At 60.1% G+C, this 23332-nt stretch carries 22 protein-coding genes; 8 read left to right on the top strand and 14 right to left on the bottom strand.

Features of this window, described 5'->3' with window-relative positions; genetic code table 11:
- Nucleotides 1–112 precede the first annotated feature (112 nt).
- The 5 genes from ACWIKB_RS20855 to ACWIKB_RS20875 all read left to right on the top strand — a co-directional run bounded on the left by ACWIKB_RS20855 (nt 113) and on the right by ACWIKB_RS20875 (nt 5080).
- Nucleotides 113–1072 carry an AraC family transcriptional regulator gene (locus tag ACWIKB_RS20855; protein WP_475269142.1) on the top strand — a complete coding sequence of 320 codons (960 nt, stop codon included), beginning with the start codon at nt 113–115 and terminating at the stop codon, nt 1070–1072.
- A 217-nt stretch (nt 1073–1289) separates the two neighbouring features.
- On the top strand, nt 1290–2654 hold the full coding sequence (gene benA, locus ACWIKB_RS20860; protein ID WP_475269143.1) for a benzoate 1,2-dioxygenase large subunit: 1365 nt from the start codon (nt 1290–1292) through the stop codon (nt 2652–2654).
- The gene (gene benB, locus ACWIKB_RS20865) at nt 2651–3139 is read left to right on the top strand and encodes a benzoate 1,2-dioxygenase small subunit (protein WP_475269144.1); all 489 of its coding nucleotides are present in this window, start codon (nt 2651–2653) and stop codon (nt 3137–3139) included. Before benA ends, benB begins: the two co-directional genes overlap by 4 nt.
- A gap of 10 nt (nt 3140–3149) precedes the next feature.
- Nucleotides 3150–4163, top strand: a complete 1014-nt coding sequence (benC, locus tag ACWIKB_RS20870) for a benzoate 1,2-dioxygenase electron transfer component BenC (protein WP_475269145.1) — start codon at nt 3150–3152, stop codon at nt 4161–4163.
- A gap of 143 nt (nt 4164–4306) precedes the next feature.
- On the top strand, nt 4307–5080 hold the full coding sequence (locus tag ACWIKB_RS20875) for a 1,6-dihydroxycyclohexa-2,4-diene-1-carboxylate dehydrogenase (RefSeq protein ID WP_475269146.1): 774 nt from the start codon (nt 4307–4309) through the stop codon (nt 5078–5080).
- Between the two features lie 5 nt (nt 5081–5085).
- On the opposite strand, the gene ACWIKB_RS20880 is transcribed toward ACWIKB_RS20875, so the two are convergent.
- The gene (locus tag ACWIKB_RS20880) at nt 5086–5448 is read right to left on the bottom strand and encodes an NUDIX hydrolase (protein WP_475269147.1); all 363 of its coding nucleotides are present in this window, start codon (nt 5446–5448) and stop codon (nt 5086–5088) included.
- Nucleotides 5449–5652: 204 nt separating this feature from the next.
- Between ACWIKB_RS20880 and ACWIKB_RS20885 the strand changes: the two genes are divergently transcribed.
- Nucleotides 5653–5844 (top strand): SPOR domain-containing protein, encoded by a 192-nt coding sequence (locus tag ACWIKB_RS20885; protein ID WP_475269148.1) that lies wholly within the window; start codon nt 5653–5655, stop codon nt 5842–5844.
- A 51-nt stretch (nt 5845–5895) separates the two neighbouring features.
- On the opposite strand, the gene osmE is transcribed toward ACWIKB_RS20885, so the two are convergent.
- Both osmE and ACWIKB_RS20895 read right to left on the bottom strand, forming a co-directional pair.
- Nucleotides 5896–6261 carry an osmotically-inducible lipoprotein OsmE gene (osmE, locus tag ACWIKB_RS20890; RefSeq protein ID WP_475269149.1) on the bottom strand — a complete coding sequence of 122 codons (366 nt, stop codon included), beginning with the start codon at nt 6259–6261 and terminating at the stop codon, nt 5896–5898.
- Between the two features lie 13 nt (nt 6262–6274).
- On the bottom strand, nt 6275–6514 hold the full coding sequence (locus ACWIKB_RS20895) for a hypothetical protein (RefSeq protein ID WP_475269150.1): 240 nt from the start codon (nt 6512–6514) through the stop codon (nt 6275–6277).
- A 165-nt stretch (nt 6515–6679) separates the two neighbouring features.
- Between ACWIKB_RS20895 and ACWIKB_RS20900 the strand changes: the two genes are divergently transcribed.
- The gene (locus ACWIKB_RS20900; RefSeq protein ID WP_401322110.1) at nt 6680–7015 is read left to right on the top strand and encodes a hypothetical protein; all 336 of its coding nucleotides are present in this window, start codon (nt 6680–6682) and stop codon (nt 7013–7015) included.
- Between the two features lie 153 nt (nt 7016–7168).
- Here ACWIKB_RS20900 and ACWIKB_RS20905 read toward each other — a convergent pair whose 3' ends face one another.
- A complete protein-coding gene (locus tag ACWIKB_RS20905) occupies nt 7169–7723 on the bottom strand; it encodes an RrF2 family transcriptional regulator (RefSeq protein ID WP_475269151.1) in 555 nt (184 codons plus the stop codon).
- A 285-nt stretch (nt 7724–8008) separates the two neighbouring features.
- Between ACWIKB_RS20905 and ACWIKB_RS20910 the strand changes: the two genes are divergently transcribed.
- A complete protein-coding gene (locus ACWIKB_RS20910) occupies nt 8009–9211 on the top strand; it encodes an NAD(P)/FAD-dependent oxidoreductase (protein WP_475269152.1) in 1203 nt (400 codons plus the stop codon).
- A 216-nt stretch (nt 9212–9427) separates the two neighbouring features.
- On the opposite strand, the gene ACWIKB_RS20915 is transcribed toward ACWIKB_RS20910, so the two are convergent.
- The 10 genes from ACWIKB_RS20915 to ACWIKB_RS20960 all read right to left on the bottom strand — a co-directional run bounded on the left by ACWIKB_RS20915 (nt 9428) and on the right by ACWIKB_RS20960 (nt 23194).
- Nucleotides 9428–11905 carry a TonB-dependent receptor plug domain-containing protein gene (locus ACWIKB_RS20915; RefSeq protein WP_475269153.1) on the bottom strand — a complete coding sequence of 826 codons (2478 nt, stop codon included), beginning with the start codon at nt 11903–11905 and terminating at the stop codon, nt 9428–9430.
- A gap of 36 nt (nt 11906–11941) precedes the next feature.
- A complete protein-coding gene (locus ACWIKB_RS20920; protein WP_475269154.1) occupies nt 11942–12439 on the bottom strand; it encodes a RidA family protein in 498 nt (165 codons plus the stop codon).
- A 149-nt stretch (nt 12440–12588) separates the two neighbouring features.
- Nucleotides 12589–14163 (bottom strand): flavin monoamine oxidase family protein, encoded by a 1575-nt coding sequence (locus ACWIKB_RS20925; RefSeq protein WP_475269155.1) that lies wholly within the window; start codon nt 14161–14163, stop codon nt 12589–12591.
- Between the two features lie 102 nt (nt 14164–14265).
- Nucleotides 14266–16398, bottom strand: coding sequence for a TonB-dependent receptor (locus ACWIKB_RS20930; protein ID WP_475269156.1), 2133 nt, complete (start codon nt 16396–16398; stop codon nt 14266–14268).
- A gap of 418 nt (nt 16399–16816) precedes the next feature.
- Nucleotides 16817–17776: a D-isomer specific 2-hydroxyacid dehydrogenase family protein gene (locus ACWIKB_RS20935; RefSeq protein ID WP_475269157.1), complete on the bottom strand. Its 960-nt coding sequence runs from the start codon at nt 17774–17776 to the stop codon at nt 16817–16819.
- Nucleotides 17773–18960: an acyl-CoA dehydrogenase family protein gene (locus ACWIKB_RS20940; protein WP_475269158.1), complete on the bottom strand. Its 1188-nt coding sequence runs from the start codon at nt 18958–18960 to the stop codon at nt 17773–17775. The genes ACWIKB_RS20935 and ACWIKB_RS20940 overlap by 4 nt, the downstream gene beginning before the upstream one ends.
- Before the next feature lie 205 nt (nt 18961–19165).
- Nucleotides 19166–20176: an ABC transporter substrate-binding protein gene (locus ACWIKB_RS20945; protein ID WP_475269159.1), complete on the bottom strand. Its 1011-nt coding sequence runs from the start codon at nt 20174–20176 to the stop codon at nt 19166–19168.
- Between the two features lie 13 nt (nt 20177–20189).
- Nucleotides 20190–20873 (bottom strand): peroxiredoxin-like family protein, encoded by a 684-nt coding sequence (locus tag ACWIKB_RS20950; RefSeq protein ID WP_475269160.1) that lies wholly within the window; start codon nt 20871–20873, stop codon nt 20190–20192.
- Nucleotides 20870–22216, bottom strand: a complete 1347-nt coding sequence (locus ACWIKB_RS20955; protein ID WP_475269161.1) for an LLM class flavin-dependent oxidoreductase — start codon at nt 22214–22216, stop codon at nt 20870–20872. Before ACWIKB_RS20955 ends, ACWIKB_RS20950 begins: the two co-directional genes overlap by 4 nt.
- Before the next feature lie 15 nt (nt 22217–22231).
- On the bottom strand, nt 22232–23194 hold the full coding sequence (locus tag ACWIKB_RS20960) for an ABC transporter substrate-binding protein (RefSeq protein ID WP_475269162.1): 963 nt from the start codon (nt 23192–23194) through the stop codon (nt 22232–22234).
- Nucleotides 23195–23332: the final 138 nt, after the last annotated feature.

A 23332-nucleotide genomic window follows, 5' to 3' on the forward strand; every position in this document is an offset into this window, starting at 1 on the left:
TGGGAGCGAGCCTGCTCGCGAAGACGGAATCAGCTTCAACATCATCGTTGACTGACACTGCGCTTTCGCGAGCAGGCTCGCTCCCACACACATCAACAACGAGAGTGACCCGATGATGCACGCGCAACTGTTGAGTCAGCGCAGCAGAGTGTTCGACCACGCGGACCCTTACGCAGTGTCGGGCTACGTCAATCAGCACGTCGGCAATCATTGCATTCTGATGCCCCGCGCCGGCCGGCCGCTGGCCAGCCTTGATCACCGAAAATTCGCCAGCCTGGACCTGTGCCGCATCAGCTACGGCGCCAGTGTGCGGGTCACGTCAGGTGCGCTCGACAGCATTTATCACCTGCAAGTCCTGCTGCGCGGCCACTGCCTGTGGCGCGGGCATGGTCAGGAGCATTACTTCGAACCTGGCGAGTTGCTGCTGATCAACCCCGATGATCCGGTGGACCTGACGTACTCTGACGATTGCGAAAAATTCATCCTCAAAGTCCCGACTCGGTTGTTGGAGTCGGTATGCGATGAACAACGCTGGGGCTATCCGGGGCAGGGCGTGCGGTTTCTGCAGAACCGTTATCAGCTCGATCAACTGGAGGGTTTCGTCAATCTGCTGGCGATGATTTGCCAAGAGGCCGAGGCCACCGAGCAGATTCTTAAGGTGCAGGAGCACTACGCGCAGATCATCGTCAGCAAGATGCTCAGCTTGATGAAAACCAATGTGAGCCGGGTCAGCCTCGGCTCGCCGTCGGCCACGTTCGAGATGATTGCCGATTATATTGCGCGCAACCTCAAGCAAGACCTCGACAGCGAGGCACTGGCCCGCCTGGCGCGGATGAGTTTGCGTTCGCTGTATGGCTTGTTCGAACGCAACGCCGGGGCTACGCCGAAAAACTACATCCGCCAGAAACGCCTCGAACGCATCAACGCCTGCCTGAGCGACCCGAGCTGCAACGTGCGCAATGTCACGGAAGTGGCGATGGATTATGGCTTCCTGCATCTGGGACGGTTCTCCGATAGCTACCGCAAGCAGTTTGGCGAGTTGCCGTCCGACACCCTCAAGCGCCGGCACTGACTGTATTTACCCTGTGGGAGCGAGCTTGCTCGCGATGAGGCCAGCACATCCAACATCTCTGTTGACTAATACTCCGCTATCGCGAGCAAGCTCGCTCCCACAGGGTTGGCGTCGCTGTTGCAGAAAACGGATAAAGGTCTGCACCCATCGGATAGTCCGCCCAATCCCCCCGTCCTAGCATGGCCCTGCCTGAATAAAAACAATGGAGGCGGCGGCCATGTCCCTGCGACCCGAATACCTTCACTCCCTGCTGGAAGACGACAAAGAAAACGGCATCTACCGCTGCAAGCGCGAGATGTTCACCGACCCGCGGCTGTTCGACCTGGAGATGCAGCACATCTTCGAAGGCAACTGGCTGTACCTGGCGCATGAAAGCCAGATCCCCAATATCAACGATTTCTACACCACCACCATGGGCCGCCAGTCGATCTTTATCGCGCGCAACAAGGCCGGTGAACTCAACGCGTTCATCAATGCCTGCAGCCATCGCGGCGCCATGCTGTGCCGGCACAAAACCGGCAACAAAAGCTCCTACACCTGCCCGTTCCACGGCTGGACGTTCAACAATTCCGGCAAGCTGCTCAAGGTCAAGGACCCGGCCGAAGCGGGTTACCCGGCGAGTTTCAACTGCGAAGGCTCCCACGACCTGACCAAGGTCGCGCGTTTCGAGTCTTATCGCGGCTTCCTGTTCGGCAGCCTCAAGGCTGATGTGGTGCCGCTGGTGGAACACCTGGGCGAGTCGGCGAAGATCATCGACATGATCGTCGACCAGTCCGCCGATGGCCTGGAAGTGCTGCGCGGTTCTTCCAGCTACATCTACGAAGGCAACTGGAAACTCACCGCCGAAAACGGCGCCGACGGCTACCACGTCAGCTCGGTGCACTGGAACTACGCGGCCACCCAGAACCAGCGCAAACAGCGCGAGGCCGGCGAAGACATCCGCACCATGAGCGCCGGCACCTGGGCCAAGCAGGGCGGTGGTTTCTACTCGTTCGACAAGGGCCACATGCTGCTCTGGACCCGCTGGTCCAACCCCGAGGATCGCCCGTTGTTCGAACGTCGCGACGAACTGGCCCGGGACTTCGGCCAGGCCCGCGCCGACTGGATGATCGAGAACTCGCGCAACCTGTGCCTGTACCCGAACGTGTACCTGATGGACCAGTTCAGCTCACAGATTCGCATCGCCCGACCGATCTCGGTCAACCGCACGGAAATCACCATTTATTGCATCGCCCCCAAGGGCGAAAGCGACTGCGCGCGGTCGAGCCGGATTCGCCAGTACGAGGATTTTTTCAACGTCAGCGGCATGGCGACCCCGGACGATCTGGAGGAATTTCGCTCGTGCCAGACCGGGTATCAGGGCAGCGTCACCACCTGGAACGACATGTCCCGTGGCGCCGAACACTGGGTCGAAGGCGCCGACGACGCGGCCAGGGAAATCGACTTGCACCCACTGCTCAGCGGCGTGCGAACCGAAGACGAAGGTTTGTTCGTGCTGCAACACAAGTATTGGCAACAAACCATGCTCAAGGCTTTGGCCGCCGAACAGTCCGAGCTGATCGCCGTGGAGGCTGTGCAATGACCATCACCTATGAAGCCGTGCGCGATTTTCTCTACCGCGAAGCCCGCTACCTCGACGACAAACAATGGGACGACTGGCTGGAACTGTACGCCGCCGATGCGTCGTTCTGGATGCCATCCTGGGATGACAACGACGAGCTGACAGAAGACCCGCAGCGGGAAATCTCGCTGATCTGGTATGGCAACCGCACTGGCCTGGAAGACCGCATCTTCCGCATCAAGACCGAGCGCTCCAGCGCGAGCATTCCGGACACTCGCACCTCCCACAACATCAGCAATATCGAGTTGCTCGAACAAACCGATGGCTTGTGCAAAGTGCGCTTCAACTGGCACACCCTGAGCTTTCGCTACAAGACCGTCGACAGCTATTTCGGCAGCAGTTTCTACACCCTCGATGTGCGCGGCGAAAACCCGCTGATCAAGGCCAAGAAAGTGATCCTGAAGAACGATTACGTTCGCCAGGTCATCGACGTTTACCACTTGTGAGGCGGCCGTCATGACTCATTCCATCGCATTCAATTTCGAAGACGGCGTTACCCGGTTCATCGACGCCGATCCCGGCGAAACCGTGGCCGATGCCGCGTATCGCCAGGGCATCAATATTCCGCTGGACTGCCGCGATGGCGCGTGCGGCACCTGCAAATGTTTCGCCGAGGCCGGTCGTTATGAATTGGGCGACGAGTACATCGAAGACGCCCTCAGCGCCGATGAAGCCGGGCAGGGTTTTGTCCTGACCTGCCAGATGCGCGCCCAGAGCGATTGCGTGGTCCGGGTGCCGGTTGCGTCGGATGTCTGCCGCACTCGCCAGGCCAGTTTTGAAGCCATCATCAGCAACCTGCGCCAGTTGTCCGACAGCACCATCGCGCTGTCGATCAAGGGCGAGGCCCTGAGCAAACTGGCGTTCCTGCCGGGGCAATACGTGAACCTCGGGGTGCCCGGCAGCGAGCAGACCCGTGCGTATTCCTTCAGTTCGTTGCAGCGTGACGGCGAGGTCAGTTTCCTGATTCGTAACGTGCCCGGCGGCTTGATGAGCAGCTTCCTCACCGGCATGGCCAAGGCCGGCGACAGCATGACCCTGGCCGGGCCGTTGGGCAGTTTCTACCTGCGCGATATCCGCCGCCCGTTGTTGTTGCTGGCGGGCGGCACCGGTCTGGCACCGTTCACCGCGATGCTGGAGAAAATCGCCGGGCAGGGCAGTGAGCATCCGTTGCACTTGATTTACGGCGTGACCAATGACTTCGACCTGGTGGAACTCGACCGACTGGAAGCCTTCGTCGCGCGCATCCCGAATTTCACTTACAGCGCTTGCGTAGCCAATCCCGACAGCCAGCACCCGCTCAAGGGCTACGTGACCCAGCACATCGAGCCCCGGCATTTGAACGATGGCGACGTCGATGTCTACCTGTGCGGCCCGCCGCCGATGGTCGAGGCCGTCAGCCAGTTCATTCGTGAGCAGGGCATTGCGCCGGCCAATTTCTACTACGAAAAGTTTGCCGCCAGCGCGGCCTGAAATTTTCTGCGGCGATACCCACCCGTAGGAGCTGACGAGTGAAACGAGGCTGCGATCTTTTGATCCTGTTTTTCAAAACCAAGATCAAAAGATCGCAGCCTTCGGCAGCTCCTACACGGCACAGTCGTCACAATGAGGTGTGTATGAACAGGTTTCAGGAAAAAGTCGTGCTGATCACCGGCGCCGCCCAAGGCATCGGTCGGCGGGTTGCCGAGCGAATGGCGGCAGAGGGCGCGCGATTGATATTGGTCGATCGCTCGGAGCTGATATTCGAGGTGCAACAGCAATTGGGTCAGGCCAGTCAGGTGCTCGCGCTGACCGCCGACCTTGAGCAATACAGTGAATGCAGTCGCGTGATGAAAACCGCTGTCGAGCGCTTCGGACGCCTGGATGTGCTGGTGAACAACGTCGGCGGAACAATCTGGGCCAAGCCTTTCGAGCATTACGAAGAACAGCAGATCGAGGCCGAAGTCCGTCGTTCGCTGTTCCCGACGTTGTGGTGTTGCCATGCCGCGTTGCCGTTCCTGCTCGAGCAAGGCAGCGGCGCCATCGTCAATGTGTCCTCCATTGCCACCCGCAGCATCAATCGCGTGCCTTACGGCGCGGCGAAGGGCGGGGTGAATGCACTGACCGCGTGCCTGGCCTTTGAAACCGCCGGTCGCGGGGTTCGGGTCAATGCTACGGCACCCGGCGGAACCGAAGCGCCACCGCGGGTAATTCCGCGCAACAGCGCCGGGCAAAGCGCCCAGGAGCAGGTCTGGTATCAACAGATCGTCGACCAGACCCTCGACAGCAGTTTGATGAAGCGTTACGGCACGCTGGATGAGCAGGCAAGCGCTATCCTGTTTCTGGCCAGCGACGAGGCCTCGTACATCACCGGGATGATCATGCCGGTGGGTGGTGGCGATCAGGGCTAAGCACGTTACAAGCGACGCTGAAACGCTTTGACGATCCGCAGCGTGGCGTCGCTGACTTTCAGGTTTTGGATGGCGTCCAGCGGATGCCACATGCAATCGATAATTTCGTTGAGCGGCCGGAGTTGATACAGGTCCACCACCGATGCTTCATACACATGGTGCCGAGTGTCGCCGGCTTCCAGTTCCATCAGGTACAGCATGCCGTCGACCCCAAGCCCGGTTTCTTCCGCCAGTTCCCGCACGGCGGCGTCCATTTTGGTTTCGCCTGGCTCGACCGTTCCACCGGGCAAGGTCCAGCGACACCTGGGCTTGCGCACCAGGAGGACGTGTCGGTCTTGCTCGCAAATAACGGTGGCGCGTACTTTCATGTGTTACCTGATTGCCCGTTTGTCATAAAACAGTCATAAAAATGCAATATTCAGGCCGGGGCCCCGTGTTTCGGCGGTTTCAAGGGTTGGAGTGACCGTGCAAGCCAAAAGTGCAACTTGATGTCGCGACGTCTGGTCGGCGCCTGGGGCTGGGCCGGGTGTAAGGTAAGCGAGTCAATTTTCACTGCCCAAAAGGAGGTGACTATGAGCATTGAGATGCTGACCAAGATGCACATGAACGGTTATGACGTACTCAGCGTGAACCACGGCCCATGGCGGGTGTGCACCAAAGGTGACCGGTTGGGTGCCTTTGGCAGTCGGGAAGAGGCACTGGCATTCGCCGCGTCCTTGCCGGCATATAAAGCGCGGCCAGGTCGGCCGGCGCGCAACCAGTAGTCAATGGTGTACGTATAGCCCCGGCCTGTGCCGGGGCTTTTCATGGGTGGGTCAGTAGCCGCCACCGCCACCCATCCCGCCTGAAGTATGAGAGGGCTCCCTGGCTTTTCGCTGGGCATTGCTCCATTCCGCGCAACTCATGAAGCTGGTGTGATCGACCTTGCCCGAGCCGTTAAAACTGACGTTGTAGGGTTGCTGATGACCGGCCTGCGTCAGTTTGTAGTCATAACAGCTGCCGGGCTCCACCGTACGATCGGTGACGGCCAGCGGCTTGCCGCCGATTTGCTCGACCTGATCCTTGCTCATGCCGTTCTCGACTTTGGCGACCAGCGGCTGGTTGCGATAGACATGCGAATCGGAGCTGCAACCAGCCGTTGCCGTCAGCACGGCGAGCAGGGCGAAAACAGGCTTGTTCATGGCAGTGGTCCCGTTATTGAGGTTTCGTTCGGCTGATGTGCCGCGCCTTGACCTCCTCGGCGTAGCCCTTCAGCCGTTCTTCGTCCCCCTGGAGCACCTCCCGCAGCCTTAGGGCTACTTGGGCATCCACTTCATTGCCGGCCTGGCGAAACTGCTCCGCCAGGCGCAAAAGTTCTACCGCCGACCACCGCAGATTCGACTCCACACTCTGGAGGTCGCGCCGAAGTTCCTGTTCGAGTTCGTTAAGCCACATGATGATCTCCTGCAAAATCCCCGCTACGAAAGATTAGTCCCGTTTACCGTGCGCAGTGTCCCGTTCGTAAGGGCATGCGTCGGTTCTGTCGCTTTCGCCAATCGTTCGCTGGATGTCTGCGTGGGTACGCGCTACATTCGCCGTTTTTCAGGATGAGGACGCGTCATGCGCATGTTGATAGCGGGGGTAGCTGTGGCTATGTTGGCGGGTTGTTCATTGCCTGCGTCCCTGGTGCCAGGTGAGCCCAATGTCAGCAAATACAGCAGCAAACCGCCCAAAGACTACGTCGCGTGCGTGCTGCCGTTGTGGCAGCAGCAGATTCCCAAGACCACTCAAATTGGCATTTCCAACGGCTATCGCCTGACGGCGCCGAGCATCATTACGGCGGACGAGATTCTGGATATCGTGAAGTCGAAGGATGGCAGCCGGGTGTCGCTGTATCAGGGGCCTCCGTGGGCGAAATCGGCGGCGATGCGGCAGGCGGTGCGGGACTGCCTGTAAGACTGGATATCGAATATGAAAAAAGCCGATGCCGGATGATTCCGGCTTCGGCTTTTTTTTGTGGCGAGCGAGCTTGCTCGCGCTGGGGTGCGCAGCAGCCCCTGTTGCGAGCGCTGCGCACTCGAGCGCGAGCAAGCTCCTTCGCCACAATAGTTAGTCGGTGATGTCGGTCAGTGTGATGTTCTGCTCGCTGCCGATGCCTTTCTTCTCCCGGCGATCCCCCAGCCATTCATCCACCTGCCCGGCGAACTCCGGCGGAGCCTTGCGCCCGACCTTTCGGGCCAGGTCAAGAATGGTGGTCTGGGCGAGGGCGTCTTCCATGCGTTTCTGCGCGGTCATCATCGCCCCGTGCACCGCGCAACCGCCGTCCAGCGCCCAGGCCGGCGCCGAGCCTTCAAACAAGGCGCAACGGCCACGAATCTCACGGCAATCAAAGATCAGCTTCTGGCCGTCGATGGCGTTGACGATGTCCAGCAGGGTGATTTCATCGGCAAACCTGGCCAGTTTGAAACCGCCGCGCACGCCTTCAGTGGCCACCACCAGCTTGGCCTTGGCCAGTTTGGTGAAGATCTTGGCCAGATAATCCAGCGGTACGCCCTGCAGTTCTGCGAGGTCGCGCACGCTCGCCTCGCGGGAGTCGCCGCCATTGCCTACCAGAAAAAGCAGGCAATGAATGCCGTACTCAACGCCTGCGCTGTAAAGAGACATAGTGATCTCCGACTAATATAGTCGCAAATCTTAGCAGCGCAACGGAAGGTCGGCAACGCGCTTCATCGTCTGCTGTTGCTTGCTGGTGCATGTTTTCAAGAGACGCATGGCCAGTAAAGTCCGGTTTAGAAGGGTTGCACAAACAGATCTGATAAACCGATTGGAATGATCAGTAATGTTGACTTGTTTGATTTAAAGACGACCAATAGAGTCGTAGTTATTCGGTCGGCAGCGGTCGTTGACCCTAAACAAATTCATCACCTGGTTTTCCACTCGGAGTTAAAAATGAAACAGCAGATTCTGGTCATTGGTGCGGGTTTCGGTGGCATGTGGACAGCGTTGAGCGCGACGCGTCTGTTCGATATTCATAATCACGACGCCGTTGAAGTGATCGTCCTGGCCCCACAGGCCGAGCTGCGGGTGCGTCCGCGCTTCTACGAACCGAATGCCCATCAACTGGCTGCGCCGATTGGCGAGCTGTTCGATGCGGTAGGCGTGAAGTTCATCCAGGGCGCCGCCGAAACCATCGACGTTGAGCAAAAACAAGTGGGCTACATTGATGCGTCGGGCGCCAAACAGGTGTGCAGCTACGACAAACTCGTTCTGGCTAGCGGTAGCCGTTTGGCGTCGTCCAACACCCCAGGCGTGGTCGAATATGCATTCGACGTGGATCAGATCGAACAAGCCGTGCGCCTGGAAAACCACCTGAAAGCCTTGGCCAATCTGCCAGAAAGCAACGCTCGCAACACCGTCGTGGTGGCTGGCGGCGGCTTCACCGGAATTGAAACTGCGACTGAAATGCCCGCTCGTCTGCGAGCAATCCTGGGTGATCGCGCCGACATCAACGTGATCATCGTTGATCGCGGCGAAAAAGTCGGTGCGTCCATGGGCGCTGAAATCAGCCAATCCATCGCCGAGGCCAGTACTGAACTGGGGGTGAAGTGGCAGTTGAAATCGACGGTTGTTTCGGTCGATGCAAACGGTGTGACCCTGGCCGACGGCCAACGCATCGAAGCCAATACCGTGATCTGGACCACCGGCGTGCGCGCCAGCTCGCTGACCGAACAGATCCCGGGCGAGCGGGATAATCTTGGCCGTTTGCACGTGGACGCGCACCTGAAAGTCATTGGCCAGGACGATATCTTCGCTACCGGCGACGTGGCTTACGCGGCCTCCGACGACATCGGCAACCACGCGCTGATGACCTGCCAACACGCCATCGTCCTGGGTCGCCACGCCGGCAACAACGTGGCGGCACAGATTCTCGGCGTGGACCCGACGCCGTACAGCCAGCCCAAGTACGTGACGTGCCTGGACCTGGGCGCCTGGGGCGCGGTGTACACCGAGGGTTGGGATCGTCAGGTGAAACTGGTAAAGCAGGAAGGCAAGGAACTCAAAACCCAGATCAACACCGTGTGGATTTACCCGCCGGCAGCCAATCGTGAAACGGCATGGGCCGCTGCAGATCCGCTGATTCCCATCGCCTAAGTCATAGAAGTCCGCACAAATAGTGTTGATATATAAGGGCTTACGATTTTAATTAACCGAACGGTGTGCAGAAAAATATTGTTTCAAAGTGTTTTAGTAGGTTAATATTGCCCCGCGTTCACCACCACGGTTTATGCATTTTTAAGTCCCAGGCGTCCATCAGCTGCCTGGGATTTTTTTTTGCCCGCGATTTGTGTCCCTCAAAAGAAGCGGCGATCAAAACGCATATTGCAAACGGGTGTAGTAGTAACCGCCGGTGAAACCGAACGGTGAATAGCTGCCCCAGTTATCGCCGAACGACGAGTTGGGCACGCCGATATGGTCCGGGTATTTGTCGAACAGGTTCTGCGCGCCCACCGCCACGGTCAGTTGTTTGCTCAGGGCATAGGCGACGTCTAGGTCGGTGATCCATTTCGCTGAGTACTCGCGGTCCAGGCTTGGATCGCTGGAGCTGTTGACCTCGGTATAGGTGCCATACCGGGTCAGCCGCAGATTGACGTCGAAGTCGCTGATGCCCCAGTCGGCGGCGAAAATCATCTTGCTGCTCGGCGAGGTCTTGGTGATCAGCGCCCGGGACTGACGCCCCATCAATTGGAAGTTGCCTCCCAGTGCAGTCAACTGTTCCGGCGTGTCGTTCACGCTGAGGATCTGCGTGTGGTTGTAGTTCAGCGCAGCGGTCCATTTAACCGTGCCGTAGCGGTTCAGATTCTGTCGATAGTTACCGACCACATCGACCCCGGACGTGCGGGTGTTGGCGCCGTTGGTGAAGTACTGCGCACCCGCCGTGGCCGGTACGCCGATGCCGTCGAGCAGGGCGGCGATGCCCGGGCCCTGGAAGCGCTCGCTGAGGACCAGTCGATCACGCAGGTTGATCACGTAACCATCGACAGTCAGGCTCAGGTCTTCGCTCGGGGTCAGGGCGAAACCAAGGCTGAAATTTGTCGAGCGCTCCGGTTTCAACGCTTCGGCACCCAACGCCTGAGCGCCGGCCGAGTCCACCGGCAAAATCACATAGTTATAGGACTGGTAGACGCCATTAATGGTGTCGAACCCGGTCGAGCGTGCGGTGAAAATCTGGTTGGCCAGTGACGGCGCGCGAAAGCCGTTGCTGACGCTGCCGCGCACCGAGAACACCGGGTTGAACTCGTAGCGGGTGCTGAGCTTGCCACTGCGGGTGCCGCCGACGCCTTCGTTGTAGTGCTCGTAGCGGCCGGCGACACCTACGTACCATTGCTCAACCGGGTAGAAACCCAAATCGATGTAACTGGCGACGCTGTTGCGGCTGACTTTCTGCGCATCTTGCGGAGTAATGCCATTGGTGACTTGTGCCCCAGGATCGGGACGTTGCCCGGCTCGCGGACTGTCGACCGGGAACACGTAGCCGCCATCGATGTACGAAGCTTCGGACCCGGCGCGGGTTTCGTAACTTTCGCGCCGATGCTCGAAACCGAAGGCCACGTCCATGGGTTTGGCCAAGCCGATGTCGTAGCTGTTTTTCAGGTCGAGGTTGCTGGTCAGTTGATCGGCGATGTAAATGCCCGAGGTGAACTTGTTCGGGGTGTTTTCGCCAAGGGATGGGTTCTGGTTGTCGTAGGTCCGTTGCTTGGCGTAGTTACGTCCGTAAGTACTGCTCAGGTCCCAGGCCCAACCGCCAAAGTTGTCGCCCTTGGCGCCGAACGCGGACTGGAAGTCGGTTTCGTTGATCAACCAATACGGGCTGTAACCATCGGGATAGCCGTTGGGGCCGGTGGTGATGGTGTTGCGTCCGCTGGGCAGGCGGAAATTCTGGCCGTCGTTGTTCTCGCGGGTGGCTACGGTGGAGAACGAATACAGGGTCAGCGCATCGTTCAACGGTAGGTCGAGGTTGTAGCCGGCGTCGGCCAACTGGCTGCGCGGCAAACCGTAGCCTTTGTAGGTGTGGTGACTGGCGTCGGCCTCGCGCGGATCGGGCGAGCCATCGGCCTGCGGGTAGTAATGGGCGCTGTAGCCGTTACTGCCAGCCTTGTTGTCGCGCTCCTGATAGCGGGTGTCGAGGGACACATTGAGCACACCGGCTTCACCGACCTGAAACCCGTAGTTCAGGGCTTCCTGCCCGGTACCGCGCTTGCCGTCGTAGCCCTGGCCGAGGGTGGTGTCGGAGCTGCCGCCGGTGGTCTGCTTGAGGATGATGTTGATCACCCCGGAGATCGCGTCCGAACCGTATTGCGCCGCCGCACCGTCGCGCAGCACCTCGATATGGTCAATGGACGCCACCGGGATCAGGTCGAGGTCGCTTGGCGCCGCGCCGCTGTTGATCCCGTTGATATTCAGCGTGGCGCTGGTGTGCCGGCGCTTGCCGTTGACCAGCACCAGCACGTGGGAGGCGGTCAGCCCGCGCAGGGTCGCCGAGCGCACCACGCCGCTGGCATCCCAACCGGCGCGGTCCGGCAGGTTGAACGAAGGAATGAATTTACTCAGCGCTTCGAGCAGGCTCGGTTTGCCAACGGAGCGCAGTTGCTCGCCGGTGACCACGTCGATGGGCGTAGGGCTGGTGGTCACGGTGCGTTGCTCTGCACCTCGGTTGCCGGTGACTACCACGGTGTCGAGGGTCGGCGAGCCGGTTTCGGCGGCTTCGAGGCTGAACGAGGTCAGGCTGCAAGCAAACGACAGCGGCAATAACAGAGGACGGTAAGCAGGTACTGGGCAGTTGCGCATAAAGGTGAAGCTCCTGAATATCGGATGTTGTCCGTGTCATTTCTTGCGCGCGGCAACGGCTTCGATTTCCACCAGACCGCCGGGCAGCGGCAGCGCCACGACCTGAATCGCCGTGCGCGCCGGTTTGTTCGGTTGCGCGGCACTGCCGAAGAACGGTGTATAGCCTTCCTGCAACCCAGCGAAATCGAGCTTGTTGCCTTTGGCCGGATCACCCACCAGGAACACTCGCAGTTGCACCACATCACCGAGGTCCAGGCCCTGGCTTTGCAGCACGCCTTTTAGCTTGTTGAGAATCGAAGTGGTCTGGGTCGCGGTATCGCCATAAGCAGCGAAGGAATCTTTGGGGGCTTTCGGGTCATGCAGATCGGCGAGCAAACCGCTGACGAACAACAGTTCGGTTTGCGCTGGCACCGACACCGCCAGGGAAATCGGGAAGTTCGAGTTGGGCAGGGCGATCCGTTTGATGTCGTCGGCCTGACTGGTGAGGGCGGTGGCGGTCATGAGCAATCCTGTGAGCAAGGTAATGGCTTTCATCGTTCAGTCCTTTAATGGAAAAGCGTCAGGGAGTGATGAACCTTTGTGGGAGCGGGCTTGCTCGCGAAAGCGGTGTGTCAGGCAACATCGATGGCGGCTGATACACCGCCTTCGCGAGCAAGCCCGCTCCCACAGGGGGGACTTGCACCTCAGGCAGCAACGCCCGATTGAGTGCGTTCGGCATGTCGGCCAATCAGCCCGACGATGCGCCGCGCCGAGTCGGCGGCGCTGTTCTGCCAAATGCCAACACCGCCATGGGCGAGGGCGTCGCTGGCCAGGTAAGTACGGCCCTGGGGTTCGTTGAGGATTTGGTAGGCGCTCTCGCCAACTTCGTCGTTGACGATCCATGGGCCCTTGCTGAACGGCACCTTTTCCCAGTTGATCGCTACCGGCTTTTGCAGCTTGGCGCCGTGCCCGGGGTGCAGCAGTTCGACGGCTTGCCGGGAGGAAGCAAACTGTTCGGCGAGGGATTTTTTGCTGAAGGCCTGGGCTGATTCGCTGGTGTTATAGGCGGCAACCAAAATGCCCTGGGCGCTGTTCAATCGGTCGCTGGGGTACCACAGGCCTTTGACTTCATGATCCAGGTAAGACAAGCCGCCGTAGATGTTGAAGTCGGTTTCCCAGAACCGCGGCGACTGCCAGGCGACTTTGTTCGCCCGATCGCTTTGGGCGCTGAGAATCGCTTGTTTGAACGGCTGGCTGAAGTTGCTCGGCAGCTTGGCCAGCAACGGCAGCGGCACAGTGACCACGGCGTAATCGGCGTTCAGAGTCTGGGTCTTGCCGGTCTTGCGATCCCGGTAGGTGATGCGGCTACCGTTTTCGGAAGTCTGGATATCGCTGACTTCGGCGTTGAAGCGCACCGCGTCCTTGAGTTTGTCGTAGAACGCATAAGGAATGCGGTCCATGCCGCCGACCGGTTGGAACATGGTCGAGGAAAACTCCGGAATTTCATCGAACACCAACGCACCCCAGAGCTTGGGATTGAGCAGGGTTTGCAGTTCCAGCGGGGTGCGGGTGATGCCGGTTTGATCACCAGCGCCGGGTACGCGGGTGTAGCCCGAGCGCACCGAACCTTTGTATTGGAAATCGGCGTTGAGGTCGCCGTAGACCTTGAGGAAATTCAGCAGAGCCTGGCGGTCGTCGACGCTCAAATCCTGATCCAGGGCTTTGCGGCTGACGGTGCGCGCCAGCAGTTCGGACAATTGGCCACGGGTGTCGTTGACAGCCTGGCGCAACTGGAACGCCGGTTTGCTCGGGTCCGGCAAGGCCAGCGCGTTGCGGCTGCTGTTGACCAGCACTTGCAGTTCCACGCCCAGCTCGCGGCAGTAGCCGAGGATGGTCTGGTGATGGCTGGGAATCCGCGCCGGGCCGGCGTTGAAGAAGTGCCCGTCATCGAAGTCGACGGTCTGGCTGACGCCGTCATCGAATTCCACTTTGGTGCCGCGACGCAACGTCCAGTTACGCCCGCCAACCCGCTCGCGGGCTTCGAGGATCGTTACGTTGAAACCGGCCTTGCGCAGCTCATAGGCACTGACCAGTCCGGAGATACCAGCGCCGACCACCACCACCTGTTTGCCTTTGCCACTGCTGCCCAGTTGCAACGGTGTGAAACTCGCCGCCACGGCCTGAGGCGTCAGCCCCAGCGCACCGAGGGCGCCGACGGCGGCACCATAACCGCCGACGGCGGCAATACGGGTAATCATTTCCCTACGTGAGAAGGCCATGGTTCAGCTCCTTGATGTACTTGCTTTGGAAGGTCTCTCAAATCGACGCGGACTCCCTACGGGGATCGCGACCATCAAGAGATGTGTCGATGTTTTCGGGGGTCAGAGGTCGTAACGCACCGACAACAACAGGGTTCGCGGGTCGTTGATCGAGTAGAAGCGAGCGCCACTGGACGGCACGTAGCCGACCGATTGCGGGTAGGCGCGGTCGAGCAGGTTTTTCACTGCCAGCGTGGTGGTCCAGTGGCCATCGCTGGAGATGTAGCGGGTGTTGGCGTTCCAGAAGGTCTGCTTGGGGATTTCCTGCACGTCGTCGTTCAACGCGTTGGCGTAGGACTTGGTCTGGAATTGCGCATCGGTGCCCGCCAGCCAGGTGCCGGGCAGGCCGGCCGGGATCGTGTAGTTGAGGCCGAGGCTGGCGTTCCAGCGTGGCGAGAACACCAACTGCTTGCCGTTGGCATCGACACCGGCACCGCTGGCATTTTCGAAGTCGTCGTACTGGCTTTGCAGATAGCCAACGTTGGCGGTCAGTTGCAGGTCGTTGGTCAGTGCCGTCAGGGTTTCCAGCTCGACACCATAGGTGTGTGCCTGACCGACGTTGGTCCGCAGGCTGACACCCAGGGCCGGGTCGTAGGCGTTGGTCTGCAAGTCCTTGTAGTCGTTGTAGAACAACGCGACGTTGGCCCGCAGGCGTTGGTCGAAGAAGTCACCCTTGAAGCCGGTTTCCCAGGTGGTCACGTCTTCTGGCGAGAACGCCTGTTCGGCGGCGGCCTGAGTCGGCGCGCGGTTGTCGTAGCCGCCGGCCTTGAAACCTTTGGCGACGTAGGCGTACTGATTCAGGTGCGGGGTCCAGGCGTATTCGAAGCCGATTTTCGGGCTGGTGGACTGCCACGATTTGCTCGAGTCGGCGCTGAAGTTGGTACCGGTAATCTGCCGGTTGGTGTTGATCGCGTAGTTGGTGTAATCGAAATTTTTGTGCTCACGGGTAAACCGTAGCCCGGCGATCAGCGACAGTTGCGGGGTGATCTTGTAACTGCCCTGGCCATACAGCGCGTAGCTTTCGGTGTTGGTTGTGCTGTATTGGCCCTGGCCGATCACCCGGTTGCGCGCGACGGAATAGGTGAGGTTGTCGCGGTCGGCTTCGAATTTTTCGCGGTACAGGTACAGGCCGGTGCTGAAGCTGAATTTGTCGTAGTCGCCGTTGAGCTGGAATTCCTGGGTGGCATAGTCCTGCTTATAGGTGATCAGGTTTTGCTGGATCAGCGCTGCCTGGCCCGAGTTGTCGTAGTCCACCGGTTGATTGAACGCCGAATAAGCGGTCACCGATTTGAAGTTCAGGTTGTCGTTGATCGTATAGATCGCGCGCAGCACCGAGCTGCACTGATCGAGGCGGTTCTTCGGATCGAGGCTGCTGTAGCTCTTGAATTTGTCGAAGTGGCCGTTGGCATCAAACGGTGTGTAGCTGGTGGTGTCGCCTCGGTCGAAGGTGCCGGCCAGGGTCAGTTGCACATCCCATGGCGAATCGATCGGATTGAAGCGCAGCTTGCCGCGATAGGACTGGATATCGACGTTGTTCACATCCTTGTCACGGGTCGGATCGGAGACGGTGCCGTCGCGGGTCAGGCGAATCGCCGAAAAGCTGCCGAACAAGGCGTTGTCCACCAGCGGGCCGCTGATCAGGAAACGGCCGTTCTGCGCGTTGTAATTGCCGGCCCCGAGTTCGAAGAAGCCACGGGTTTCCTGGGTCGGATCGCGGGTGATCACACGGATCGCGCCGGCGCTGCTGTTGCGTCCGTAGAGCGTGCCTTGGGGGCCGCGCAGTACTTCGACGCGCTCGACGTCGTTGAAGTCGAGCATCGAGGAAATCGCCCGTGGGATGTACAGGTCATCGGCGTACACCGCGACGGCGGATTCCTGGATCGGATCGGTCTCGCCAATGCCGCGAATCCCGTAGGTCTGGGCGCTGTAGGAGATCGACTGACGGCTGAGGGTCAGGTTCGGCACTTGCCCGGAGAGGTCGCGGATGCTTTTGATCTGCTTGTCGTCCAAGGTCTTTTCGTCAAACGCCGAGATCGCCAGCGGAGTTTTTTGCAGGTCTTCGCTGTGGTGTTCGGCGGTGACAGTGACAACGGGGAGGGCACCATCCTTGGTGTTTTCGTCGGCGTGGGCCGACAAGCCGAACAGGGCCAGCGAGACGGCCAGCGTCAGACGGTTTGCAGTGAAGGTGTTGTGCATGGTGAGCCCCAGGTGTGTAAGTGCGGCGTTGGCGTTGTTAGTTTTTTTTGGGCAAAGCGTTGCCGGGGCCATGATTCGAAAGCCATGGCGGCGGGGGCTTGAGCCGTTTTCAGGTTTTGGGTGTAGCGGTTGACCGTGGAGTGGTGTCGGCCGGAAAAACGTGCAGTTCCGTGAGCCTCCACCTGGTCAGGGGTCGGTGATGGTTGTAACAGTATTTGTATAATGCGGCGCTGTAAAAGTCCGATTAGTTATAAGTTAATTATAAAAAATAGGCATTAAGTTTTGAGTATAGATGCGTAAAGCTGATGTTGTTGAGGGGCAGTCAAAACGAATTCGCGGGCAAGCCTCGCTCCTACAATTGGGATGTATTCCCCTGTAGGAGCGAGGCTTGCCCGCGAAGACGGTGGATCGGCCGGAATCAATACCCGCGCTGTACGTTCGCCAGGTTCTCCGGCGCCAACCCATTAAGGTAACGCTCAAGATTAGGCAGGAAACTGTCGGCAATCTCGTTCCGGCTGTTGCTGGAAATCGCCGAGGTATGCGGCGACAGGCGAACCCGTGGATGGGCATAGAGCGGATGCCCGTCCGGCAACGGTTCCGGCTCGGTGACGTCCAGCGAAGCCAGTCCGATCGCGCCGCTGTCCAGCGCCTCAAGCAACGCCCCATGGTCGAGCAAACCACCACGGGCAATGTTGATCAGGTGCAGACCTGGCTTGGCACTGGCGAGCACCGCGCTGTTGACGATATGCCGTGTTGCACCGGTCAAAGGCGCGGCCAGCACCAAGTGATCGGCGCGGGCAAACAAGTCATGGATATCCCGCGCGGCCTCGACGCCTTCCACCTCAAACGGCGCCTGACTCTGCCGCAACGCCAGCACATTGATGCCCAAGGCGTGAGCCTTGGTCGCCAGGCTGCGGCCAATCGCGCCGAAACCAAGAATCCCCAACGTGGTGCCCTTGAGTGGCGTCAGCGCGGTGAAATTCCATTGCGCGTCATGCACCCAAATGTCCGGCAGGTGCTTGGCGGCGGCGAAGATCGCTGCCAGGGCAAACTCGGCAATATTATCGGCGGCGCTGCCCCGGGAAGTGCTGACCGGTGGGCCGTTGAACAGCCATTTGGGATAGAAGTCGATGCCGGAAGACACCACGTGAATCCACTTCAAACCATAAGGCCAGCCTGGTGGCGGCGTGTCCGGCGCCAGGTAGCCACGCACATTGATCGGCCGCGCCAGCAGAACGCTGACTTCGGCCGGCAGGTCGCTGGGCACGCCGGCCGGCACGTCGAGAACCTGGGCCCCCGGGTGCGTGAGCGCGAGGCGCTGGCGGATTACATCGTTGAAATCTTCATCCAGTTGGCTGGCAATCACGAGCTGGCTCATTGGCTTTCCTTTTGCTGGCGCTGGGCGAAAACGGCTTTGCCGACACCTTGCAGCACGGCGTCGTTTTGCGGGGTATGGACGCGACTGCACAACACATCGCGGTAATGCCGTTGCAGCGGATTGTGGCGTGACAAACCGGGGTTGCCGGACGCCTCAATGGCCAGCTCGACGGCGCGGATGGCGTTGCCGGTCACCAGGTATTTCAGTTGTGCGGCGTTACCTGCTGGCGTGCGTCCTTCGGCGGCGGCATCCAGCAGGCTGCGGTTGGCGAACAACAGCGTGTCGATGTGGCCGACGGTTTCCTGAAAGCGCGGCAGGGTCGACAGCGCCGCACCGAGGTTGGACGGCTTGCGTTGTTCCAGCCAACCGACAAACCAGTCGCGAGCGGCTTGGGCAACGCCGTCGTAGACCGACGCCAGCAACACCGACATCCACAGGAAACCATCGCCATCGAGTTCGGGTTGCGGCGCGCTCCAGGGGCTGACGCTGACCGCGTGATCCAGCGGCACCAGCACATTGTCGAACACCACTTCATGGCTGCACGTGGCGCGCATGCCCAGGTGATCCCAGTCTTCGATGATGCTGATGCCTGGCGTGTCCTTGTGCACCAGCCAGGCACCGACCAGCGGATCTTCATCGGTGCTGCGCGCCCAGACACTGAACCACGTCAGGCCATGGCTGCCGGTGGAGTAGATCTTCCGACCGCTGATGCGCCAACCGGCGGACGTGCGCCGGGCAACGGTTGCCGGTAAACCACCGCGAGCCGGAGTGCCAAGGTCGGGTTCGACCCGCAGCGCATTGATCAACGCGCCTTGCCGGACGGCGTCCTCGGCCACTTGCAGGCGCAGCGCTTCGGGCCAGTTTTTACTGTCCTGCAGGCGTGCGTGCTGGATGTACTGCATCACCAGGATCAACGCTGTCGAGGGTTCACCCTTGGCGATTGCGCTGATTGCCTTGCGTGCCTGGACCAGACTCGCACCGCCACCGCCGAGGTTTTTGGGAACGGTCAGTGAGACCAGGCCGTGCTGGTGCAGCAACTTGAAATTGTCGTGGGGGAAGGCGCCGCTTTCGTCATAAACGTGTGCGGTAGCGCCGAGTCGGGCGCCGATATCTTCCAGCAGTGCTTCGAAATTGGCCGCTTCGATGGAGCGCAGTGGCGGAGCGTGTTGAGAAGAAAGACTCATGATGGATTCACTCGATCAAAAGGTGAGAGCCGGAAGTTGATCTGTGGCGAGGGGGCTTGCCCCCGTTCGGCTGCGAAGCAGTCGTAAAACCTGCTGGCACGGTACGTCTGAAAGAATGCTGGGGTCGCTTCGCAACCCAACGGGGGCAAGCCCCCTCGCCACAGGCAAGCCCCCAGCCACAGGGTTTTGTGTTCGGCCTTAGGGCTCATATCGGCAACAACTTGAACTGCCGATCCCACAACGGCCCGACATCCAGCCGTTCGCTCAACACCCCCGCATCAAAGAACAAATCCGCGACTTCCTGTTGCGAGGCAATCGCATGGTCATCCACTTCAAGGACTTTCCACGGCTGGCTGCGGCTGTTGTACATGTCGAGAAACACCGCTTTGTCGACGCCCAGCAACTGCGCTGACTTGGTGGCCCACGGCTCGGGGTTGTCGTTGATCCATTCCAGCGTGCGCGCGGTGCGCTGCAAGTAATCCTGAATCGCTTGCTTGCGCAGCGGGTCTTCCAGGGCGGCGGGGCGGGCGGCCATCAGATAGTTGCCGGACAGGTAGCCCAGCGCGGTCTTCAGCACCCGGGCGCCACTGCGGAATTTCGCCAATTGAATAAACACCCCATAAATCACCCACGCGTCGAGCTGACCGCTCTGGAACGCGCTGAAACCATCCTGCGGCGTCAGCGCGACCGCCGTGATGTCGTTCATGGTCAGGCCCTGTTCCTTCAAGGCCTTGATCAGAAAGTAATGCGAGGTAGTCGAGCGCACGTAACCGACCCGTTTGCCGCGCAACTGCCCGACGGAGTCGAGTTTTGAGTCCTTGGGAATCAGGATCACCTGATTGTTCACATCGCCCTGTATCACCGCGATCAGCCGCGGTTGGCGATGGCTCTGGATCGAGAAGATCGGCGGGATCTCGCTCATGGAGCCAATGTCCAGGCTGCCCGAGGCCAGCGCTTCGACGATCAGGTTGCCGCCGGCAAATTCGGCGTAGTCGACTTTATAAGGGCGGTTGGCGGTGCCGGCGTCCTCGGTGAAATAGGATTCCTGGCCACGGTAAGTGGCGACCCCCAGCGTCAGGTCCGACAGTTGGGTGTTCTGCGCGAACGCTCGGGTGCTCAGCCCGAGCGAGGACAATCCCAGCGCTCCGACGGCAATCGAACTGGCCGTCAGGAAACCGCGACGATTGAACTGCCCCTGTGTGATGTTTTTCGTCATGGTCAGGCTCTTGTCAGATAGCGAGTTGCACGGGTGTTTGCCCGAGCAGTTGTTCAACGGCGCGCAACACCGGGTCGGCTTCGGTGCGCACCAGCCAGTCCGGGCTGACCTCGGCGAACGCCACGGTGCCGTCCCGGGCGATCACCACCACGGTCGGCTGCGGTAATTCCCAGGTGCCGGTGCCAGTGGTTTCGCCGATGCTCTTGCCCTTGGCCAGCGCGGCGTTGCGCGAGGCTTCATCGAAGCTGTAGAGAATGCCCAAGCGCCGGCCGAGCTGATTGTCCGGGTCGCTGGCCACTTGCAGTTCGAGGTTGTGCCGGGTCTTGATCTCGATCAGGCGCTCCGGCACTTGCGGGCTGACCGCCACCAGCGGCACTCCCAGCGCATGCAGTTGCGGGTAGAGCCGGCGCTGGTAATAGGGCAGGGCGATATTGCACGCCGGGCAGCCAGCGAAGCGGAAGAAAATCAGCACCGCCGGGCCGTTGGTGAGCAGTTCATCGCGGGTAAGCGGGCCCCCTTCGACCTTCAACAGCGTGAAGGGCTCCAGCGAATCGCCGACATTGACGAAGTCCTCGACCCTGGCTTCATCCACCAGGCGCTGACGCTGGTCGATATTGACTTGCAGGGCCGCCGGTTCCCAGGTCGCCACGCGTTCGGCATGCAGGTTCGCGAGCAATTGATTGAGGGATTCGCTCATGCCACTGCCTCGCTTTTCTCGTGAACCTGAGGCGTGGTGTGACGGTTGGCGGGCACGTCGAGCCCAAGGTTGTCGCGCAGGGTCGCGCCGCTGTATTCGTCGCGCAACAGACCGCGTTGTTGCAGCACCGGCACCACCAGTTCGGTGAAATATTGCAGGCCATCGGGCAGCAGGGAGTTGATGATGAAGCCGTCCGCAGCACCTTCTTCGAACCAGGTCTGCAGGGCATCGGCAACCTGCTCGGGTGTGCCGACGAAATCCCGCCGTGGCCGGGAGAAGCGCAGGGCGACTTCACGCAAGCTCAGGCCTTCATCTTTGGCCAGTTGTTTGATCCGGTCCGACCCGCCTTTTTGGCTGTTTGAGCCCAGATCGCCCAACTCGGGGAATGGCGCGTCCAATGGATATTGGCTGAAGTCGTGATCATTGAACGGCCGGCCGAGGGCGACAATCGCATCTTCAATGCTCACCAGTTCCACTGCCTGCTGATAGCGGCTTTCCACTTCCGTTTCATCGCGACCCACGATTGGGCGGATGCCCGGCAGGATCGACAGTTTCTGCGTGTCACGGCCGAAGCCGCTGGCGCGTTTTTTCAGGTCCTGATAGTAGGCGCGGGCGTCATCGAAGGATTCGGGGCTGACGAAAATCGCATCGGAATTCTCGGCAGCAAAATTGCGCCCGGCCTCCGAGGTGCCAGCCTGGAAAATCACCGGTTGACCTTGCCGGGAGCGGGCGATGTTGAGCGGGCCTTTCACCGAGAAAAATTCACCCTTGTGCTCCAGCGCATGCAGTTTGCCGGGGGTGAAAAACTCGCCGCTTTGCTTGTTGTAGGCGAAGGCGTCGTCTTCCCAGGAGTCCCACAAACCCTTGACCACATTCACGTGTTCCTTCGCGATGCGGTAGCGCACGGCATGCGGCGGATGTTCGGCCTTGCCGAAATTGTCGGCGGTGCCGCTGAGCCAGGAGGTCACCACGTTCCAGCCGGCGCGACCGCCGCTGATGTGGTCCAGCGAAGCAAACTGCCGGGCAACCTGGAACGGTTCGGTGTAGCTGACGGTGACGGTCGCCACCAGGCCGATATGTTTTGTGGTGGCCGCCAACGCCGAGAGGATGGTCAGCGGCTCGAAGCGATTGAGGTAGTGGGGGCTGGATTTTTCGTGAATGTGCAGGCTGTCGGCGATGAACACGAAGTCGAACTTCGCTCCTTCGGCCAACTGCGCCTGTTGCTTGTAAAAATCGAAATTTACGCTGGCATTTGGCTGTGCCTGCGGGTGACGCCATTCGCCCCAGCCGTGGCCGACACCGTGGACCATCGCACCGAGTTTCAGTTGACGTTGTGTACTCATGTTTTTGCTCCTGAATTAGCGCGATGCCTGGCTGAGTGGGGCACGCTGGGCGTTGAAACTCTTGTCGAAGCCTTGGGAGACGTCGATGTGTTTGGTCAGAATTCCTTCTTCCTGATAAATGTCCGCGGTGGTTTGCAGGCCGCTGATCACCGTGTCGTCGATGGCTACCGGTTGCATGTGCGTGCCTTTGGCCACGGCGATATGCACGGCCAGCGGCAGGCCGGTGACCTTGGCCTGGGCGGCGGCGTATTCCTCGGGATGGTTGTTGGTCCAGCGGTAGGCGCGATCGACCCGGGCGACGAAATCGTCCAGTTGCTGGCGCTTGCCAGCGATCGCCTGGCTGGTGGCGGCCAGGTACAAATGATTGGTCAGCAGGGTGTCGCCGCTGGCCAGGACCTTGGCCTGACTTTGCGTGGTGGAAATCGTGGTGTACGGGTCCCAGGTCGACCAGGCATCGGCGCTGCCGTTGTCCAGCAGAATCCGCGACTCGCTGGGCAGCAGGTAGATGAACTGCACGTCGTGGGTGCTGAGGCCGACGCTGCGCAAGGCCTTGATCGCCAGAAAGTGACCGATGGAACCGCGCGTGGTGACGATCCGTTTGCCCTTAAGGTCGCTGGCGTTGTTCAGCGGCGAGTCCTTGAGCGCGAGGATCGCCGTGGTGTAACGGCCTTCGGCGTGGATGATGCTGACGACTTTCAGAGGAGCGCCGGCGCCGAGGGCGAACACGTAAGGCGCATCGCCGAGGGCACCGATGTCCACCGCGCCGGCGTTCAACGCCTCGCCTAACGGTGCGGCGGCGGGGAACTCGGAGAACTGGATCTCATAAGGCACATTCTTCAATTCGCCGGAGACTTCCAGCAGCACCTTGATCGTAGATTTTTGATTGGCCACCAGCAGCGGTTGCAGGTCGGCGGCGTGACTGATGGCGGTGAAGCCTAGTGTGCAAAAGAGGCTCAACAACAGTGGTTTGAGTGACATGACAGGCTCCAGGCGAGTTGTTGTGCTTCGTGTTGCCTCCGCCTGGAGAAGGGGTCGGTCTGTGCTTGACGTTATCTCTATAAAAAGAGCTTGGGAAAGTCTTTCTGGTTATATGCTAATTATTAAGTAAGCTGATTA

The sequence above is a fragment of the Pseudomonas sp. 5Vm1k genome (genome assembly GCF_056161485.1).

Coding starts and splice junctions, on each gene's coding strand:
- ACWIKB_RS20885 (WP_475269148.1), top strand. CDS start 5,653: ATGAGCATTGAGATGCTGACCAAGATGCACATGAACGGTTATGACGTA.
- ACWIKB_RS20905 (WP_475269151.1), bottom strand. CDS start 7,723: ATGTCTCTTTACAGCGCAGGCGTTGAGTACGGCATTCATTGCCTGCTT.
- ACWIKB_RS20935 (WP_475269157.1), bottom strand. CDS start 17,776: ATGAGCCAGCTCGTGATTGCCAGCCAACTGGATGAAGATTTCAACGAT.
- osmE (WP_475269149.1), bottom strand. CDS start 6,261: ATGAACAAGCCTGTTTTCGCCCTGCTCGCCGTGCTGACGGCAACGGCT.
- ACWIKB_RS20875 (WP_475269146.1), top strand. CDS start 4,307: ATGAACAGGTTTCAGGAAAAAGTCGTGCTGATCACCGGCGCCGCCCAA.
- benB (WP_475269144.1), top strand. CDS start 2,651: ATGACCATCACCTATGAAGCCGTGCGCGATTTTCTCTACCGCGAAGCC.
- ACWIKB_RS20915 (WP_475269153.1), bottom strand. CDS start 11,905: ATGCGCAACTGCCCAGTACCTGCTTACCGTCCTCTGTTATTGCCGCTG.
- ACWIKB_RS20940 (WP_475269158.1), bottom strand. CDS start 18,960: ATGAGTCTTTCTTCTCAACACGCTCCGCCACTGCGCTCCATCGAAGCG.
- ACWIKB_RS20960 (WP_475269162.1), bottom strand. CDS start 23,194: ATGTCACTCAAACCACTGTTGTTGAGCCTCTTTTGCACACTAGGCTTC.
- ACWIKB_RS20900 (WP_401322110.1), top strand. CDS start 6,680: ATGCGCATGTTGATAGCGGGGGTAGCTGTGGCTATGTTGGCGGGTTGT.
- ACWIKB_RS20880 (WP_475269147.1), bottom strand. CDS start 5,448: ATGAAAGTACGCGCCACCGTTATTTGCGAGCAAGACCGACACGTCCTC.
- ACWIKB_RS20950 (WP_475269160.1), bottom strand. CDS start 20,873: ATGAGCGAATCCCTCAATCAATTGCTCGCGAACCTGCATGCCGAACGC.
- ACWIKB_RS20925 (WP_475269155.1), bottom strand. CDS start 14,163: ATGGCCTTCTCACGTAGGGAAATGATTACCCGTATTGCCGCCGTCGGC.
- ACWIKB_RS20930 (WP_475269156.1), bottom strand. CDS start 16,398: ATGCACAACACCTTCACTGCAAACCGTCTGACGCTGGCCGTCTCGCTG.
- ACWIKB_RS20910 (WP_475269152.1), top strand. CDS start 8,009: ATGAAACAGCAGATTCTGGTCATTGGTGCGGGTTTCGGTGGCATGTGG.
- benC (WP_475269145.1), top strand. CDS start 3,150: ATGACTCATTCCATCGCATTCAATTTCGAAGACGGCGTTACCCGGTTC.
- ACWIKB_RS20955 (WP_475269161.1), bottom strand. CDS start 22,216: ATGAGTACACAACGTCAACTGAAACTCGGTGCGATGGTCCACGGTGTC.
- ACWIKB_RS20920 (WP_475269154.1), bottom strand. CDS start 12,439: ATGAAAGCCATTACCTTGCTCACAGGATTGCTCATGACCGCCACCGCC.
- ACWIKB_RS20855 (WP_475269142.1), top strand. CDS start 113: ATGATGCACGCGCAACTGTTGAGTCAGCGCAGCAGAGTGTTCGACCAC.
- ACWIKB_RS20945 (WP_475269159.1), bottom strand. CDS start 20,176: ATGACGAAAAACATCACACAGGGGCAGTTCAATCGTCGCGGTTTCCTG.
- ACWIKB_RS20895 (WP_475269150.1), bottom strand. CDS start 6,514: ATGTGGCTTAACGAACTCGAACAGGAACTTCGGCGCGACCTCCAGAGT.
- benA (WP_475269143.1), top strand. CDS start 1,290: ATGTCCCTGCGACCCGAATACCTTCACTCCCTGCTGGAAGACGACAAA.